At 59.9% G+C, this 15,516-nt stretch carries 17 protein-coding genes; 11 read left to right on the top strand and 6 right to left on the bottom strand.

The features are described from left to right. Positions 1-115: 115 nt before the first annotated feature. Entirely contained in the window at positions 116-841 is a 726-nt protein-coding gene (locus QC821_RS02350; protein WP_309716459.1) for a cobalt-precorrin-6A reductase, read from the bottom strand. 191 nt (positions 842-1,032) lie between these two features. Between QC821_RS02350 and cbiE the strand changes: the two genes are divergently transcribed. From cbiE to bluB, 10 genes are all read left to right on the top strand, one after another. Then, positions 1,033-2,250 carry a precorrin-6y C5,15-methyltransferase (decarboxylating) subunit CbiE gene (gene cbiE, locus QC821_RS02345; RefSeq protein ID WP_309717382.1) on the top strand — a complete coding sequence of 406 codons (1,218 nt, stop codon included), beginning with the start codon at positions 1,033-1,035 and terminating at the stop codon, positions 2,248-2,250. A gap of 160 nt (positions 2,251-2,410) precedes the next feature. Continuing rightward, positions 2,411-2,869, top strand: coding sequence for a HEAT repeat domain-containing protein (locus tag QC821_RS02340; protein ID WP_309716457.1), 459 nt, complete (start codon positions 2,411-2,413; stop codon positions 2,867-2,869). Between the two features lie 478 nt (positions 2,870-3,347). Then, entirely contained in the window at positions 3,348-4,142 is a 795-nt protein-coding gene (locus QC821_RS02335; RefSeq protein ID WP_309716455.1) for a hypothetical protein, read from the top strand. A gap of 97 nt (positions 4,143-4,239) precedes the next feature. Continuing rightward, positions 4,240-6,417 carry an SEC-C metal-binding domain-containing protein gene (locus QC821_RS02330; RefSeq protein WP_309716453.1) on the top strand — a complete coding sequence of 726 codons (2,178 nt, stop codon included), beginning with the start codon at positions 4,240-4,242 and terminating at the stop codon, positions 6,415-6,417. A 128-nt stretch (positions 6,418-6,545) separates the two neighbouring features. Next, positions 6,546-7,376: a hypothetical protein gene (locus QC821_RS02325; RefSeq protein ID WP_309716451.1), complete on the top strand. Its 831-nt coding sequence runs from the start codon at positions 6,546-6,548 to the stop codon at positions 7,374-7,376. Positions 7,377-7,606: 230 nt separating this feature from the next. After that, positions 7,607-7,978: a cobalamin biosynthesis protein gene (locus QC821_RS02320; protein WP_309716448.1), complete on the top strand. Its 372-nt coding sequence runs from the start codon at positions 7,607-7,609 to the stop codon at positions 7,976-7,978. A gap of 13 nt (positions 7,979-7,991) precedes the next feature. Beyond that, complete coding sequence (cobM, locus tag QC821_RS02315; protein WP_309716447.1) at positions 7,992-8,792, top strand: precorrin-4 C(11)-methyltransferase; 801 nt, start codon at positions 7,992-7,994, stop codon at positions 8,790-8,792. Continuing rightward, positions 8,789-9,544: a precorrin-6A synthase (deacetylating) gene (gene cobF, locus QC821_RS02310; RefSeq protein WP_309716444.1), complete on the top strand. Its 756-nt coding sequence runs from the start codon at positions 8,789-8,791 to the stop codon at positions 9,542-9,544. The genes cobM and cobF overlap by 4 nt, the downstream gene beginning before the upstream one ends. 14 nt (positions 9,545-9,558) lie before the next feature. Continuing rightward, positions 9,559-10,164 (top strand): cob(I)yrinic acid a,c-diamide adenosyltransferase, encoded by a 606-nt coding sequence (cobO, locus tag QC821_RS02305; RefSeq protein WP_089660628.1) that lies wholly within the window; start codon positions 9,559-9,561, stop codon positions 10,162-10,164. Continuing rightward, positions 10,161-10,877 (top strand): 5,6-dimethylbenzimidazole synthase, encoded by a 717-nt coding sequence (gene bluB / locus QC821_RS02300; protein WP_309716439.1) that lies wholly within the window; start codon positions 10,161-10,163, stop codon positions 10,875-10,877. The genes cobO and bluB overlap by 4 nt, the downstream gene beginning before the upstream one ends. A gap of 9 nt (positions 10,878-10,886) precedes the next feature. On the opposite strand, the gene QC821_RS02295 is transcribed toward bluB, so the two are convergent. Together QC821_RS02295 and QC821_RS02290 are read right to left on the bottom strand one after the other, a co-directional pair. Further along, positions 10,887-11,198 (bottom strand): type II toxin-antitoxin system RelE/ParE family toxin, encoded by a 312-nt coding sequence (locus tag QC821_RS02295; protein ID WP_309716437.1) that lies wholly within the window; start codon positions 11,196-11,198, stop codon positions 10,887-10,889. Continuing rightward, entirely contained in the window at positions 11,186-11,443 is a 258-nt protein-coding gene (locus QC821_RS02290) for a type II toxin-antitoxin system Phd/YefM family antitoxin (RefSeq protein ID WP_309716435.1), read from the bottom strand. Before QC821_RS02290 ends, QC821_RS02295 begins: the two co-directional genes overlap by 13 nt. An 80-nt stretch (positions 11,444-11,523) precedes the next feature. Here QC821_RS02290 and QC821_RS02285 point away from each other — a divergent pair, with 80 nt between their 5' ends. Next, the gene (locus QC821_RS02285; RefSeq protein ID WP_309716432.1) at positions 11,524-12,960 is read left to right on the top strand and encodes a cobyric acid synthase; all 1,437 of its coding nucleotides are present in this window, start codon (positions 11,524-11,526) and stop codon (positions 12,958-12,960) included. Position 12,961: 1 nt separating this feature from the next. On the opposite strand, the gene QC821_RS02280 is transcribed toward QC821_RS02285, so the two are convergent. The 3 genes from QC821_RS02280 to QC821_RS02270 form a co-directional block, all read right to left on the bottom strand. Continuing rightward, positions 12,962-13,651: an OmpA/MotB family protein gene (locus QC821_RS02280; protein ID WP_309716430.1), complete on the bottom strand. Its 690-nt coding sequence runs from the start codon at positions 13,649-13,651 to the stop codon at positions 12,962-12,964. Then, the gene (locus QC821_RS02275; RefSeq protein WP_309716428.1) at positions 13,644-14,459 is read right to left on the bottom strand and encodes a motility protein A; all 816 of its coding nucleotides are present in this window, start codon (positions 14,457-14,459) and stop codon (positions 13,644-13,646) included. Before QC821_RS02275 ends, QC821_RS02280 begins: the two co-directional genes overlap by 8 nt. 97 nt (positions 14,460-14,556) lie before the next feature. Further along, positions 14,557-15,351: a glycerophosphoryl diester phosphodiesterase gene (locus QC821_RS02270; RefSeq protein ID WP_309716426.1), complete on the bottom strand. Its 795-nt coding sequence runs from the start codon at positions 15,349-15,351 to the stop codon at positions 14,557-14,559. Between the last annotated feature and the right edge of the window lie 165 nt (positions 15,352-15,516).

Raw genomic sequence — 15,516 nt, 5'->3', positions numbered from 1 at the left:
CGACGGTCAGGCAAGGCGAAATTAGCCGAAAAAGCGGAGTTTACGGGTGTTAAATGAGCATTTTAAGGCTGATTTCAACGATGCATGGCCGAGCGCAGTAATTTGTAAACGTCCTCTAAGCGAGCCAGGCGAGTACCTTCTCGACGGTATGGACTTCCTGACGCTGGGGAAGCGCCGGCCGCTCGATCATCACCACCGGCAGCCCCAGTTGGCGGGCCGCGGTGAGCTTGGCGATGGCACCGGCGCCGCCGGCGTTCTTGCACACCACCCGCTCGATGCCATGTTCCCGCAGCAGTGCCAGGTCGCCGTCCAGGGTGAAGGGGCCACGCTCAAGAATCACCCGGTGACGGGGCAGGGGGGGCGGAACCGCTGGAGCATCGACCAGCCGCAGCAGATAGTGGTGCTGGGGCTGGGCGGCGAAGGCGGCGAGCTGCTGGCGGCCGATGGCCAGCAGGATACGCTCGGCTGGGCCGGACAGCGCCTCCACCGCCGCCTCGACGCCGGTGACCCGCTGCCAGCGGTCGCCGGCCTGGGGTTGCCAGGGCGGGCGAGTCAGGGCGAGGCAAGGGATGCCGCTGCGCTGCGCCGCGGCGATGGCGTTGCGGCTCATCTGCTCGGCGAAGGGATGGGTGGCGTCAACCAGATGAGTGATGCGGTTATCTGCCACAAAGGCCGTCAGGCCCTCCACGCCACCGAAGCCGCCAACCCGGGTCGGCAGCGGCTGCGCCTTGGGGATCGCCACCCGGCCGGCATAGCTGAACAGGGCAGGGATCCCGCGCTCGGCCAGGGCAGCCGCCAGGGCACTGGCTTCCGTGGTGCCGCCCAAAATCAGGACGTTCATTGGGGCTTCTTGAACTCCGTTCCCATTCAATCAGTTGGTAAGATGAGCGCCGGGGACAAGCCGCAGTGAGGGTTCTACGCCATGGATGGCGTAGGTAGCGCCCAGGGATGGGTTTACAGCGCCCTCGTGATGGTCCGACACTTCGGGGCTTGTCGCCGGAACAGCTCATCTCCTTTAGCAGGGCTCAGATGATGGCTGAGGAACACGCTCCCTGGCTGACGCTACTTGGCTGGGGGGAAGGTGGCACAGAAGGGCTAACCGCGGCAAGCCGCCAGGCGCTGGAGGCCGCCGAACTGGTATTCGGTGCGCGGCGCCACCTGCGCTTGCTGCCGCCGCTGGCCGCCGAGGTGCGTGAGTGGCCGGTGCCCTTCGCCGACGGCATCCCGGCGCTGCTGGCCGAGCGCGGCCGGCGGGTGGTGATGCTGGTCTCCGGCGACCCCTTCTGGTTCGGCGCGGGCGCTATCCTGGCGCGCCGGCTCGACCGCCATGAATGGCGGGCACTGCCGGCGCCCTCCACCTTCAGCCTGGCGGCGTCGCGGCTGGGATGGCCGCTGCAGGAGTGCACCTGCCTGGGCCTGCATGCCCAACCGCTGACGCGGATCCGGCCCTACCTGCAGCGCGGCCGGCGCCTGCTGGTGCTGCTGCGCGACGGAGGGGCAGTGGCCGAACTGGCGGGCCTGCTGGGGCGCTTTGGCTACGCCGAGTCCCGCTTGCATCTGCTCGAAGCGCTGGGCGGAGACCGCGAGCGGATTCGCAGCGTGCAAGCTGGCGATGCCATGCCAGGCGATATCGCTCACCCGGTCGCTGTAGGATTGGAGGTGGCCGGAGACGGGCCGGCACTGCCGCTAACGCCGGGCCTGCCGGATGCGCTGTTCGAACACGATGGCCAGATTACCAAGCAAGCGGTGCGCGCCATCACCCTGGCGGCCCTGGCTCCTAGCGCGGGGGAGCGGCTGTGGGATATCGGCACCGGCTCGGGCTCGGTGGCCATCGAGTGGCTGCTGGCCCACCCCGACAACCGCGCCGTGGCCGTCGAGCGTGATGCCGGGCGTGCGGCCCGGGCGCGTCGCAATGCCGGCAACCTCGGCGTCGACTGGCTCGAGGTCGTAGAAGGCAGCGCCCCCGACGTACTCCATGACCCGGCGCTGAGTGGCCAGCCTCCCGATGCGGTGTTTATCGGCGGTGGGCTATCGCAACCCCTGCTGGAGGCGCTGTGGCAGCGCCTGCCTGCCGGCGCTCGCCTGGTGGCCAATGCGGTAACCCTGGAGTCCGAAGCGCTGCTGGCCCAATGGCAGCAGCAGGCCGGTGGCGAGCTGCTGCGCCTCGAGCTGGCCGCCGCCGTGCCCCTCGGCAGCCGGCGAGGCTGGAAAGCCAGCTACCCCATCGTGCAGTGGCGGGTTACACGCTAATAGCGCGATAGTATTCCCAACATCCATGTAAGACACCTATCGCTCAGGGCTGGCGTATCATGGTTTTGTGCGGACACTATTGTTATGACTTCACCCATGCCGCAGGCATATTCGAGACCCTAGATGCCGCTATCGAGTGGATAATGACCGAGTACCGCCTATGTCGCCCGTAACGAAGGGCATCTGCATTGTGATGATGGCGTGGCTGGTGGCAGGCTGCTCCACCACCGAGCCGCGACCTGTATCGAATGGGGCTGAACCGCCCACCGAGCAGGCCGCGGCAGTGGCCTACTACATCGCAAGACTGCCGGATCGCGATTACGTAGAGACCTACGGCGATGCCGACAATCCCCGGCCCTGGTACACCGCTGCCGAAGCGCTCGGCGAAATAGGCAAGCCCGCCATCCCGGCGCTGGTCGAACGGCTCGATAGTGACGACGACTACGAGCTGATGCTGGCGCTCTACGCCATGATGCTGGCCTCCCAGGACCCCGCCTTGCAGGCCGAGACAGGCGGTGACTACCTGCGCCTCGGCACGGTTCTGAGTGAAGAGACCAACTCCGCCAATCGCCGGCTGGCACTGCAGTGGTGGCAGCGCTACCGGCATCTCTGGCCGTAGCATCGCCACTCTCATCCCGCGACTTCATATTTTTCATTTTTAGAGGCGATGTCGCGAATAAGCGACTACAGTGTAAGGCAGTGCAAATATACAAGCCGCCGCAGCGAGGGTAGGGAATATGCCAAACACTGCCGCTAATCAGCATACCAGCCGATGGCATCTTGCCCTTGCCGCTCAATGCCTCTCTTTCAGTGGGACCACCCAAGCCCATGTAGGAGCGACTTTAGTCGCGATGGGGTTGGGTAGTGATCGCAGTCAGAGTCGTCTCAGAGAAATACAGCCGGCACGCTTATCGGTATTATGTAGCAGGCGCGTTGACTGGTGTTATGTTGACGAATTATACTTAATGTCTAAAAACTTCAATAGAATGAGAGAGTCTAACGCGCAGTATAATATTGTTAAACGCGCGAGTGCGTTCAAGTGAAATATCGAGCGCGCTATCTAATACAGCTGTTAGGTGGTAAGGATAAGAAGCAACGTGATAGACCTCTGGAACCCAGATACTTTTAGCGCTGAGCTAGAGCGCACGCTCTCAGCGGGATCACAGCTAATTTTCGACTATCACTCTGAAGCCCACAGATTGATGGATGAGCACTTGAATAGCTCACCGTATCAGAGCTTAAAGCCGAACAAGTTTTCTGCAGATTTCTTGGCGTTCCAAGAATATGAGCTGACACCGATATTGGCCGGGTCTCGAATACGAGCTTGGCACTACTCCAGGTTGTTGGACCATGAAGTGGCGGCCATGCGCCAAGGACTAGTTCCTTCGTCATTCGAGTTTTTAAAGAAACGACTCAATGACCTTGTTGCTATGGATCTTCTGAGACAGGAAGAAGCCGACAAAGTCTTTCAAGAGAGCCCCTTTCAATCGCAAGAAGTTATAAGGTCAGGGAGGTTGTGGACCGTCACCGTGCCACTGCCTTATTGCGACACAGGCGTATCACCTCTCCTTGGAAGCTGGGGCGGCGAGTCTGCATATTTTTGGCTTTCCGATAAGGGGCTGGCTACGAAGCTGAGACATCTCGGAATGTCACGAATTCTCGAGATTGAGGCCGCACTTTCTGACGGCCTCAACGCATTCAGTGCTTCTAGCACAGTGTTGGAGGCATGGGCCAAGAAGCTCGGAGCCCCCGCGGTTCCGACTGGTTGCGATCTTGCAATCACGAATTGTCTCGGCACTGCTAAGTTGGTTCGGGTACACACGGAAGGCGAAAGCGCCTTTGAGGTGATAGGCAAGGCATACCCTGAAGGTGTGCCTGAAAAAATCACCTAACAATCGGCTATACGGCGACCGATTTTCCGCCGCTTCGCGGCTCCAAACCGGCGCGTGAGGCGGGCGTTAGGCGACTGCTAAAAATCGGTGTATATCAATGAATGACGTCATACAAAATGAGCAGGAATTGTTTGATGAGCTTGAGGCGATATGTAAATCTCCAGGATACTTACATGCCATAGCTTACTTTTGTTTTAGAGATAACACTATTCGGTATAAAGATGGTGAAATGGTTGTTGATGATGTAATTCAGCAATTCTCATTTGAAAGGCTTGTTCGTACTGAAATTTCTACATTAATAGGTTTGGCGTGTAAGGAACAACTTGATATAACTCACCCAGGGCCGAAATGCATTCAGGAATATATTGATAAGACTGAATCTATATTAGAAAGTTTGCATAAGACTATGATGCCTCCTCTAGAAGAGATATTTGATAAAAGAAAACTTGGAGACCCGATTTTTAACCCTTTCAGGACAGGAAAGGCATTAAGAGAATCTATTTTCTATGGAGGAGAAGCCGCCTATAGCTTTCAATATCGAGATCTCGCTTTAATAAAGTATAAAAACGATAGCGATTGGTTTCAGAGGAATAAAGGATATTCAATTGAAGATGCAGAAAAGATAGTGTCATCTTTGCTTCTTTTACAAAACGATAAAGTTAGTGATCTGATGCCTACTCAACTAAAGGCGCTATCTTCGGAAGAATGGACAATGCTTCCCGCGTTCGTTTTTTCCGACAAAGAATTATCAGAAAAATCAGGCGTAGATATAGAGACCACTAAATCATTTCTTGGCTCGTTTGTTTGTCCGCCAGAAATTGACAGAAATCAGTTCTCTGCCCTAGATGATTTTAACCCTATGAATGCTTACCCAATTATACGGGTAGGGGAAAGTGAATTCATTTTGTTTCAAAATTATGGATTGCTAGAGGCTCTATACGAAACGCCTTTTTTTTGGTTCAATGCGGACGATACCTACAAAGTAAAAGCTAGGGAAAATAGAGGTCTATTTACCGAAAGGTTTTCAGAGGAACGGCTTAAGATTGTATTTGGTGAAGATAGAGTTTTTACCAATATTAATATTTATAAAGATAAGCAAACGAGAGTTGGAGAAATAGATGTGCTTGTTGTTTTTGCTAATAGAGCAATTGTTCTACAGGCAAAGTCAAAAAAGTTAACCATTGCCGCAAGAAAAGGAAACGACAATAGTCTCCAAGAAGATTTTAAAAAAGCAGTGCAAGATGCGTATAACCAAGCATACCAATGTGCCGAATATTTAAATGATGAAAGCTATCGGCTGGTGGATTGTTTTGGAAATGAGTTAAAGATATATAGAAACTTTGAAAGTATATATCCATTTTGCGTAGTCTCAGATCACTATCCTGCTCTAAGCTTTCAAGCGCGACAGTTTTTAACATACCAAGCGACGAAAGTGATCAAGAATCCATTTATTATGGATGTGTTTCTTCTGGATGTTATGACTGAGATGCTACAGTCTCCATTACACTTTCTGAGCTATGTAAACCGAAGGGTCGAATACGCGGAAAGGATTTTATCTAATCATGAGTTAACTATTCTTTCCTATCATTTAAAGCAGAATCTATGGATTGATAGTGATATTTCTATGATCCAGTTAGGAGATGATATTTGTGCCGATCTAGATTTGGCCATGCTCACTAGGAGAAATGGTGCCCCGGGAATTGAAACCCCAGAAGGCATATTGACAAAATATAAAGATACCACTTATGGCCAACTAATAGCTGAAATTGATCGCCTAGACGATCCTGCGACCATTGATCTTGGTTTTATGCTCCTTTCATTGAGTGGAGAGACAATAGAAAAAATTAATGATGGGATTAATCAGTTATGTGAATTACATAAAGCGGATGGAAAGCATCATGATTTAACCTTGGGTGTAGATCAAGGTAAAACCGGACTAACCATCCACTTTAATGGTGACAAGGCAAATGTTGCTGGCCCTAGGTTAAAGAATCACTGCGAAAAAAGAAAATACGCTCTAAAAGCCGATACTTGGTTTGGGCTTTGCCTAGATCCAGTAAGCAGAAAAATCAAATTCGGGCTTGAGTTGAAATTTGATTGGGTGCAATCCGATGAAATGGATCAAGCAACTAAATATCTTCCAAAACCTCAGAGTTTTAAGAATGGTGGGCGAGTGGTCTTTTCCACAATAAGGAGAAATGGAAAGAAAATAGGTCGGAATGATCCATGCCCCTGCGGTAGCCAGAAAAAGTATAAAAAGTGTTGTCTGATTTAGGGGGGGCGGTGTATCGCCTAACAGGTCAAGCATGCGGACTTGGTAAAGCTGTCACCTTATTCGCTTGTGCAAAAAAGTCGCCAACTTCACCAAGCCGGTGTTTGAGGCGTTAGGCAACGGAATTGAGTATGAATCTGACCAGTACCGAGCGAGAAGCCATAGGCTTATGCATCTGCACAGAGGCGGTTAACGAGATAGTTAATCATGCCTTGCTTGACGTCAGAAAAAGCTCGAGCTCCGCTGGCGAAGCGCTTGTTTATTTCAAGGATATTGTTCATCGGTCGTTGTTCATTATTCGATTCCTTGATTTCGCCAAAGAAGCTGGAGACAGTCGATTAACCGGCGTTTCAGGATCTTGTGTTGATATTCTCGATACGGTTTGCACCAATAAGTACCTTGGTGTTGATGGCAGCGGTTGCAAACTCGAAGGTGCGGTTAAAGAATTGAGATATTGGTTAAATCAAAAGGCCCCTGTGAAACTTTGGTTGCCCACACTGGATGTGAATGCAGAAATAGAAGTGCCAAGAATTGAGCTTTTAAAAATTTCCGGAAACAGTTCAAAGCATAATATTTCAAGATTAACTGGTGTTTCCAAAGGTATTCATAGGATTCTCTCTGATCACGGCTACGACGTTCCTGTTGAGTTGATTCCTCTTGCGTTAGAAGATTTTCAGGAGCACCTGGAACAAAATTATTTCATCTATTATGCAACCTGGATGGCGGAATTGTTAAACGAGGTACGCTGGGGGGTTCAGAGATACTTGGAGCCCTTGTTCGTAGTTTCGTACAAACCCGGAAATGATGGGCTGTCCTATCGGTTCGATTATCCAGATGGGATAACTCAGGAGATTGCTAAACAATGGTTTTGGCGCTTGATGAATCACATCAGGTCTGGCCCATATGTAGATCGTTTTCACACTCCCAATAGCCTTAAAGAGCAGAGCTCGCTTGAATGGTAGTTATGAGTCCAGTGCCTAACAAGAACAGTCACGGCGACGTCTACTACATTGCTGCTTCGCCTTCATTCCGCAGCCGCGCGTGCTGTTGGCGTTCAGGCTGCAGGAAATCCCGCTGCTCCCCGCGTGTCGAGCCCCTATCTGGGATCTATGATATTTTTCGCTCCTGCAATCGATCCGCTATGAATTTCGTAGGGGCTTTTGGGGATGAAAGAACCGCAGTGGGCGATTCGATGACAGTGGCCGGTTTCGGCTTTCGCCGCGGGGCACAGCTGGCGTCGTTGTTTGATGCGCTGGAACGGATCGAGGCAGAGTGTGGCGCCGTTGATCGGCTGGCCGCGGCGCAGTCGATGTTGCCGCTGGTTCAGGCGTTGGGACGCGCGCGGGGCATGGCGGTAATCGCCGTGGAAGATGCCGCCCTGCCAACCGCTGTTACCCTGACTCACTCCCAACAGAGCCTGGAGGCCCGGGGCACGGGCAGCGTTGCGGAGGCGGTGGCCCTGCTGGCGGCGGGGCCGGGTGCGGCATTGCTTGGGCCGCGGTTGATTTCGACGGACCGAATGGCCACCGTAGCGGTCGCCCGACGCTTTATAGAGGTGCCCTGATAGGATACTCAGCATGACCATACACTTTATTGGCGCCGGCCCCGGTGCCCCGGACCTGCTGACGCTGCGCGGCCGGGATCTTATCGCGTCTTCTCCCGTATGCCTCTACGCGGGGTCGCTGGTGCCTGAGCAGCTGCTCGAGCACTGCCCGCCAGGCGCGCGGATCGTCAATACCGCGCCGCTCTCCCTGGATGAGATCGTCGCCGAGATGCGCAGCGCCCATGCCGCGGGCCTGGATGTGGCGCGGCTGCACTCCGGGGATCTGTCGGTATGGTCCGCCATGGGCGAGCAGCTGCGCCGCCTGCGCCAGCTCGCCATTCCCTATGCCATTACGCCGGGTGTGCCGTCCTTCGCCGCGGCCGCCGCTAGCCTGGGCCAGGAGCTGACGCTGCCGGGGGTGGCGCAGTCCGTGGTGCTGACCCGCACGCCGGGGCGCGCCAGCGCTATGCCGGACGGCGAGACCCTGGCCAACTTCGCCAGGAGCGGGGCCACCCTGGCGATTCATCTCTCCATCCATCACCTCGATCAGGTGGTAGAAGACCTGGTGCCGTTTTACGGCGCGGATTGCCCGGCGGCCATCGTCTGGCGCGCCAGCTGGCCCGATGAGCGGGTGATCCGCGGGAGCCTTGCGAGCCTGGCCGCCCAGGTCGATGGCAGCCTGCAGCGCACGGCGCTGATCCTGGTGGGCCCGGTGCTGGGCAGTGAGGACTTCGAGGAGAGTAGCCTCTACTCAGTGGGCTACGACCGGCGCTTTCGGCCCCAGTCGGCGGACTCGCCCTTCGCCGGCTTCGCTGACGAGAGAGGCGAGGCATGATCCAGCTCTCGCTGATCGGCATCGGCACCGGCAACCCCGAGCATGTCACCCTGGCCGCGGTGCGGGCGCTGAATGACGCGGAGCTGATCCTGCTGCCGCGCAAGGGCGATGGCAAGTCGGACCTGGTGGATCTGCGCCGGCTACTGTGTCGCGATCTGCTTGAGGCGTCGTCACGCACCCGGGTCGTGGAGTTCGATCTACCGCAGCGGGACGGCCGCGCCGACTACCTGGGCGCGGTGGACGACTGGCATGAAGCGATTGCCGGGGTGTGGGCAGCGCTGATGGCGACGCACCTGCCCGAGGGCGGGCGGGTCGGCATGCTGATCTGGGGCGATCCGTCGCTCTACGACAGCAGCCTGCGTATTGCCGGTCGGTTACGCGACGCGGGCCAGGCGCTCGAGATACGCGTGGAGCCCGGTATCACCAGCCTACAGGTTCTCACCGCCGAGCACCGTATCCCCCTCAATGCGCTGGCCGAACCGGTGCAGATCACCACCGGGCGGCGCCTGCGCGAGCGCGGTTGGCCTGATGATGCGGCAAGCGTGGCGGTGATGCTCGACAGCGGCGGGGCGTTCGCGTCGCTGCCGCCGGAGGGCCTGTATATCTGGTGGGGCGCCTACCTGGGTATGGACAAGCAGCGCCTGATCGACGGCTGGCTGGAGGATGTGGCCGCGTCGATCATCGAGCAGCGTGCCGCCCTGCGCGAGCGCCACGGCTGGATCATGGATGTCTATCTATTACGGCGGATGTAATGACGGAGAGTGGAATGAAAACGGTCGACCCCCAGCGCCATGCCGAGCGCATGGCCCACAAGCAGAAGATCATGAACGAGCGCATCGCCCGCGCCGACAAGGAGCAGGGTGTGCTGCTGGTGCTAACCGGCCCCGGCAAGGGCAAGAGCAGCTCCGGCTTCGGCATGTTGGCACGCGCCCTGGGCCATGGCATGAAGGCGGGGGTGGTGCAGTTCATCAAGGGCAAGTTCCAGACCGGCGAGGAGGCCTTCTTTCGCCAGCAGCCAAGCGTCGATTACCACGTGATGGGCGAGGGCTACACCTGGGATACCCAGGACCGCGACAAGGACGTGCAAGCCGCCGAGGCGGCCTGGGAGGTGGCCCGCGGCATGCTCAGGGATCCCGCGGTCGATCTGGTGCTGCTCGACGAGCTCAATATCGCCCTGCGCCACGGCTACCTGGACCTCGACCGGGTACTGGACGACCTGCAGGCGCGGCCCGCCATGCAGCATGTGGTGGTCACCGGCCGCCATGCCCCGGAGGCGCTGATCGAGCTGGCCGATACCGTGACCGAGATGCGCGTGGTCAAGCACGCCTTCAAGGAGCAGGGTATCAAGGCGCAGAAGGGCATCGAACTGTGATCTCAGATCACGCTTTCCCGGAGGCGCAGCGGGAGGGGCTCTATCGCGCCATCCACGAGCGTCGGGACGTGCGTGCCCAGTTCCTGCCGGAGCCGATTCCCCCGGAGGTGCTGGCGCGGCTGCTGGACGCTGCCCATCATGCGCCGTCGGTGGGCTTCATGCAGCCCTGGGACTTCCTGGTTATCGACAGCCTGGCGGTGCGCGAGCGGGTGCATCGGCTGTTCCAGCGCGAGAATGCCAAGGCCGCCGAGCACTACGCCAATGAGCGCGGCGAGCTCTATCGACGCCTCAAGCTGGAGGGGATTCTGGATAGCCCGCTCAACCTCTGCATTACCTGCGACCGTACCCGGGGCGGGGAGCACGTGCTGGGCCGCAACAGTATCGTCGAGACCGACCTGTTCAGCACCTGCCTGGCGGTGCAGAACCTGTGGCTGGCGGCGCGGGCCGAGGGCATCGGGGTGGGCTGGGTGAGTATCCTCGATCAGCACGAATTGGCCGAGGTGCTGGGCCTACCCGAGCAGGTCTACCCCCTGGCTTACCTGTGCCTGGGCTATGTCAGCGAGTTCCTGGAGCAGCCCGAGCTGGCTCGCTCCGGATGGCGGCAGCGCCTGCCCCTGGCGGAGCTGGTGCACGGCAACGGCTGGGGGCAGCCGCTGGCGGATGACGCGCTACAAGAGGCGCTGTGCGAGGGGCACAAGGACATAGAACGCTAGCCAATCGGCCTAGCGTGAGCGGCTGGCGTCCAGCAGATAGGTTCGAAGCTGCTGCTCCTCGCGCATGACGTGAAGAATGAGTACCCCTTCCTCGCTTGCGCGGTAGAAGATACGGCAGGGGGGCCCGATGACTTCCCGATAGATGCTCCCGGGAAGTTCCGGTGGCGTTCGGCCTGACTGCGGAAAGGCGTGCAAGCGCTCGGTGGCGTCGAACACGGCCTCGACGAGACGGCCGGCGGCGGCAGGATTGTCGAGGGCGATGTATTCGGCGATGGCGTCCAGGTCGGTGAGGGCGGGTTCTGCCCAGATCACCTCAGCCATTTGCGCATCTTCTCCTTGGCCTCGTCCTGGCCGTAGGTGCGCCCCTCGAGCGCGGCCCGCTCGCCGCGGGAGAGCCCATCCAGCAACGCCAGGCGGCGCTGCATGAGCTCGTAGTCTTCCACATCGACAAGGTACGCGGAGGGCTTGCCATGCTCCGTGATCAGCACCGGCTCCTTGGAGCTATGCAGCTCGGCAAGGATGTTGGTGGCCTGGCGCTTCAGGTTGGTAACCAGTTCGACTTTCATGCGGCTCACCGTCTATGGGTGGTGAGTGATACTATAGTGCCACTTTTTTGGCGCGACAAACGGTAATGGAGCGTGCAGCCATGCCCACCCTGATGATCCAGGGCACTACCTCGGATGCCGGCAAGAGCACTGTCGTGGCGGGGCTATGCCGGGCCCTGGCGCGGCGCGGGGTGTCGGTGGCGCCGTTCAAGCCGCAGAACATGGCGCTCAACAGCGCGGTAACGGTGGACGGTGGCGAGATCGGCCGCTCCACGGCGCTGCAGGCGCTGGCAGCAGGCGTCGAGCCGCACAGCGACATGAACCCGGTGCTGCTCAAGCCCGAGAGCGACCGCGGCGCCCAGGTGATCCTGCGCGGACGGGTGCACGGCCATATGGATGCGCTGGACTATCACGCCTACAAGCGCACTGCGCGGGAGAGCGTGCTGGCGGCCTGGCAGGCGCTCTCTTCTCGGTATGACGTGATCATTGCCGAGGGCGCCGGCAGCCCGGCGGAGATCAACCTGCGCGCCAACGATATCGCCAACATGGGCTTCGCCGAGATGGTGGATTGCCCGGTGGTGCTGGTCGGCGATATCGACCGCGGCGGAGTCTTCGCCCAGCTGGTCGGCACCCTGGAGCTGCTCAGCGCGAGCGAACGCTCACGTACCCGCGGCTTCATCGTCAACCGCTTCCGCGGCGATATGGCGCTGCTGCAGCCGGGCCTCGACTGGCTCACCGAGCGAACCGCCAAGCCGGTGTTTGGCACGCTGCCCTACCTGCAGGGGCTGTTGCTCGACGCCGAGGACAGCGTGGGGCTGCACGGTGTGGCGTCGGATGCCGCGGCGCTTCGCGTGGTGGTGCCGGCGCTGCCGCGGATCAGCAATCACAACGACTTCGACCCGCTGCGCCTCCATCCGCAGGTCGAGCTCAGCTTTGTCGGGCCTGGGCAAGCGATCCCCGCCGCCGACCTGATCATCCTGCCGGGCAGCAAGAGCACCCGCAGCGATCTCGCCTGGCTGCGCGCCCAGGGCTGGGAGGCGGCGATCCGGCGCCATCTGCGCTATGGCGGCAAGCTGCTGGGCATCTGCGGCGGCTTGCAGATGCTGGGCCGGGCGATACACGACCCGGATGGCCTGGAGGGGCCGGCCGGCTCGACGCTGGGGCTCGGGCTGCTCGAGTTCGAGACGCGCATGGTCGCCGGCAAGCAGCTGCGCAATGTGAGTGGGCGCCTGCTGCCCGACGGCGTGCCGATAGGCGGCTACGAGATCCATAACGGTGTCAGCGAAGGGCCGGCCCTGGCGCGCCCGCTATGCGAGCTTGACGGCCGCCCCGAGGGTGCCGTCAGCGACGATGGCCAGATCATGGGCAGCTACCTGCACGGGCTGTTCGACCAGCCCCAGGCGTGCCAGGCGCTGCTGGCGCGCTGCGGGCTGCACGATGGCGGGGCGGTGGACTACGCCGCCCATCGCCAGCGTGAACTCGATCGCCTGGCCGATACCCTTGAGCAGCACCTGGATATCGACGCCCTGCTAGCGTGACTCAACGCCGCGGCCCCTCGTGGAGCACCAACTCGACCCGGCGATTGGCGGCACGGCCCTCGGCGGTCTCGTTGCTCTCCAGTGGCTGGGTATCGGCGTAGCCGATGGCGCGCAGCTGCGACTCGGGGATGTCCTGCTCCTGCAGGTAGCGCACCACGGCGATGGCGCGGGCGCCGGAAAGCTCCCAGTTGGAGGGGAAGCGCGGCGTGGCGATCGGTACGTCGTCGGTATGCCCCTCCACCGAGATGCGCCCATCGAAGGCCAGTAGCGTGCCGAGCAGGCTTTCCAGCACCTGGCGGCCGTCGCCGGTGAGGTCGGCCTGGCCGCTGGCGAACAGCAGGTTGTCGTCGATGCGCAGGGTCACCCCTTCGTTGCCGCGGGTGACCGAGACGCCCTCCGGCATCAGCCCTTCGAGCTGGGGAAGCAGGCCGCTATGGCGCGGCTGTAGGCCAGCACTGCGCGAGCCGGCGGCGTGTGCCGCCGCGGCAATCGCCGATTCGCTGAGGGTGGGCGACTCGCCGGCGAACTGCTGGCCGCGCTCACCGAGCCCATTGCCGGCCAGCGACAGCAGCAACACGAACAGGGTGATCAGCAGCGTCAACACGTCGAGGTAGCTGATCAGCCAGCTCTCGCCTTCATCTTCTCCGCCGCCGGGCAGCAGGTCCTGATGGCTGTGGTGCGCGTTAGACATGCTGGCCGGCCTCGTCGTCATCGCGCCGCGGTACTTTGGGGTCGTTGATCTCGTCGTGGAAATTGGCCACAAAGGAGTTGAGAGTCTCCTCGATGAACGACGGCAGGCGCCGCTTGGTGATCAGTGAGATGCCCTCGAGCACCATGTTCATGGCGATCAGCCGCTCCTCGGTGCGCCGCTCGAGCTTCACGGCAATGGGCTTGAACACCAGGTTGGCGAGCAGGATGCCGTAGAAGGTGGTGAGCAGTGCCACCGCCATGCGCGGGCCGATCACGCCGACGTCGCCGGCTTCCATCACCTCCAGCATGTTCACCAGACCGACCAGGGTGCCGATCATGCCGAAGGCCGGGGCATAGGTGGCCATGGTGCGAAAGATCTGCGCCTCAGCGTGCTCGCGGGCCTTGAGCCGGGCGATGCGCCAGCGCAGCAGGTCGATGATCTCCTGCTCCTTGGTGTTGGCGATTACCAACTGGATACCGGTACGCAGGAAGGGGTTGCGGGTGGTCTCCAGTGCTTCCTCCACGGCCTGGACATTGCCTTGGAACCACAGCCGCGACATGTCTACCAGCTCCTTGATGTCGTCGCGGGCGTAGGTGTTCTCGCGGCGAAAGACGATGCCGACCAGGCGTGTGACACGGACCACTTCGCGCAGCGGGTAGCTGATGAAGGTGGCGGCGAGGGTGCCGGTGAGGACGATGGCGAGCCCCGGCAGATTGATAAAGCTGGCCGGCGACTCGGCGGTGAACAGCAACACACTGGCCAGCAGCAGGATGCTGGCGAAGATGCCGATAATGGTTGATGGATTCATGCAGGGTTCCTTGCCGAAAGTGCGCGACGGGGTTATTCGCACTATCGGCAGGGCAGCCGGGGGCCTTGAACGCTAGCTGCCCCGGCCTTGATCTGGGTCAAGTCTCGGTCAGGCGCTCGGCTAGGGAGGCGGATTCGGGGAGGTGGTGCTTGAACAGCGCCGGATCATCGCTGATTACGCCGTCGACGCCCCAGTCCCACTGCGGGGCGAAGGCGACGGGATCGTTGGGCGTGTAGCAGAACAGCGCGTAGCCGGCATCCTTGATCTCACGGGCGCGCTTTTCTTTCAGCTTGCGCCAATCAACGTGCAGGCTGAAGGCGTTAAGCGTCTTGGCGTCGCGTTGCCACTCCCGCGGTGCTTTCTCGTAGAGCAGACCAATTCGCAGCCGCTTGGGGTCGGGCTGGGCGTCACGGGCGGCGTCCAGCGCCGTGCGGTTGAACGAGGAGACGATCAGTCGCTCGGCGGGCAGCGCGGCGAGAGCCTTGGGCATGACCGCTTCTACCAGTCTCAGCGGGTCGCGGCCGCGGTTGACCTTGAGCTCGAGGTTGACGCCCATCTCCAGCTCGTTGAGCAGGGCCAGCATCTCGTCGAGGGTGGCCATGCGCTCTTCGGCAAAATGGCGGCTGAACCAGCTGCCCACATCCAGCGCCTTGGCGCGTTCGAGGTCGAGCTTGGCCAGCTTGCCGCGGCTGTTGGAACAGCGTCGCACGCCGTTGTCGTGCCAGATCACCGGGGTGCCGTCGCCGAGCAGTTGCACGTCGATCTCCACCCAGTCGCAGCCGATCTGCTTGGCCGCGCGCACCGCGCTCAGGGTGTTCTCCGGCAGGTGCGCCGATAGCCCACGGTGAGCAATGGTGCGGGGAAGCCCATCGGCGGTAGTGGCGTATGACATTCGCTAGGCCCTCCTGAGTGTTTGGCCGAGATTATCTCAGCATGATGACAACCACATTACTTACCTGTCTGGCCCGAGGACGATTGCCGTTGCAGCCAAGCGAAGAACGCCGGGGACCGGCCGAAAAGGCGGTTTGCGCCATGGATGGCGCAAGGTAGCGCCCAG

Source organism: Franzmannia qiaohouensis (assembly GCF_031451695.1).
In the GTDB taxonomy this organism is placed as follows: domain Bacteria; phylum Pseudomonadota; class Gammaproteobacteria; order Pseudomonadales; family Halomonadaceae; genus Franzmannia; species Franzmannia qiaohouensis.
The sequence above is the reverse complement of the archived record's forward strand: the minus strand, read 5'-3'. Positions and strand labels throughout refer to the sequence as shown.

Coding starts and splice junctions, on each gene's coding strand:
- QC821_RS02280 (WP_309716430.1), bottom strand. CDS start 13,651: ATGTCTAACGCGCACCACAGCCATCAGGACCTGCTGCCCGGCGGCGGA.
- cobO (WP_089660628.1), top strand. CDS start 9,559: ATGAAAACGGTCGACCCCCAGCGCCATGCCGAGCGCATGGCCCACAAG.
- QC821_RS02270 (WP_309716426.1), bottom strand. CDS start 15,351: ATGTCATACGCCACTACCGCCGATGGGCTTCCCCGCACCATTGCTCAC.
- cbiE (WP_309717382.1), top strand. CDS start 1,033: ATGGCTGAGGAACACGCTCCCTGGCTGACGCTACTTGGCTGGGGGGAA.
- QC821_RS02285 (WP_309716432.1), top strand. CDS start 11,524: ATGCCCACCCTGATGATCCAGGGCACTACCTCGGATGCCGGCAAGAGC.
- QC821_RS02320 (WP_309716448.1), top strand. CDS start 7,607: ATGACAGTGGCCGGTTTCGGCTTTCGCCGCGGGGCACAGCTGGCGTCG.
- QC821_RS02340 (WP_309716457.1), top strand. CDS start 2,411: ATGTCGCCCGTAACGAAGGGCATCTGCATTGTGATGATGGCGTGGCTG.
- QC821_RS02290 (WP_309716435.1), bottom strand. CDS start 11,443: ATGAAAGTCGAACTGGTTACCAACCTGAAGCGCCAGGCCACCAACATC.
- QC821_RS02275 (WP_309716428.1), bottom strand. CDS start 14,459: ATGAATCCATCAACCATTATCGGCATCTTCGCCAGCATCCTGCTGCTG.
- cobF (WP_309716444.1), top strand. CDS start 8,789: ATGATCCAGCTCTCGCTGATCGGCATCGGCACCGGCAACCCCGAGCAT.
- QC821_RS02330 (WP_309716453.1), top strand. CDS start 4,240: ATGAATGACGTCATACAAAATGAGCAGGAATTGTTTGATGAGCTTGAG.
- cobM (WP_309716447.1), top strand. CDS start 7,992: ATGACCATACACTTTATTGGCGCCGGCCCCGGTGCCCCGGACCTGCTG.
- QC821_RS02295 (WP_309716437.1), bottom strand. CDS start 11,198: ATGGCTGAGGTGATCTGGGCAGAACCCGCCCTCACCGACCTGGACGCC.
- QC821_RS02325 (WP_309716451.1), top strand. CDS start 6,546: ATGAATCTGACCAGTACCGAGCGAGAAGCCATAGGCTTATGCATCTGC.
- QC821_RS02350 (WP_309716459.1), bottom strand. CDS start 841: ATGAACGTCCTGATTTTGGGCGGCACCACGGAAGCCAGTGCCCTGGCG.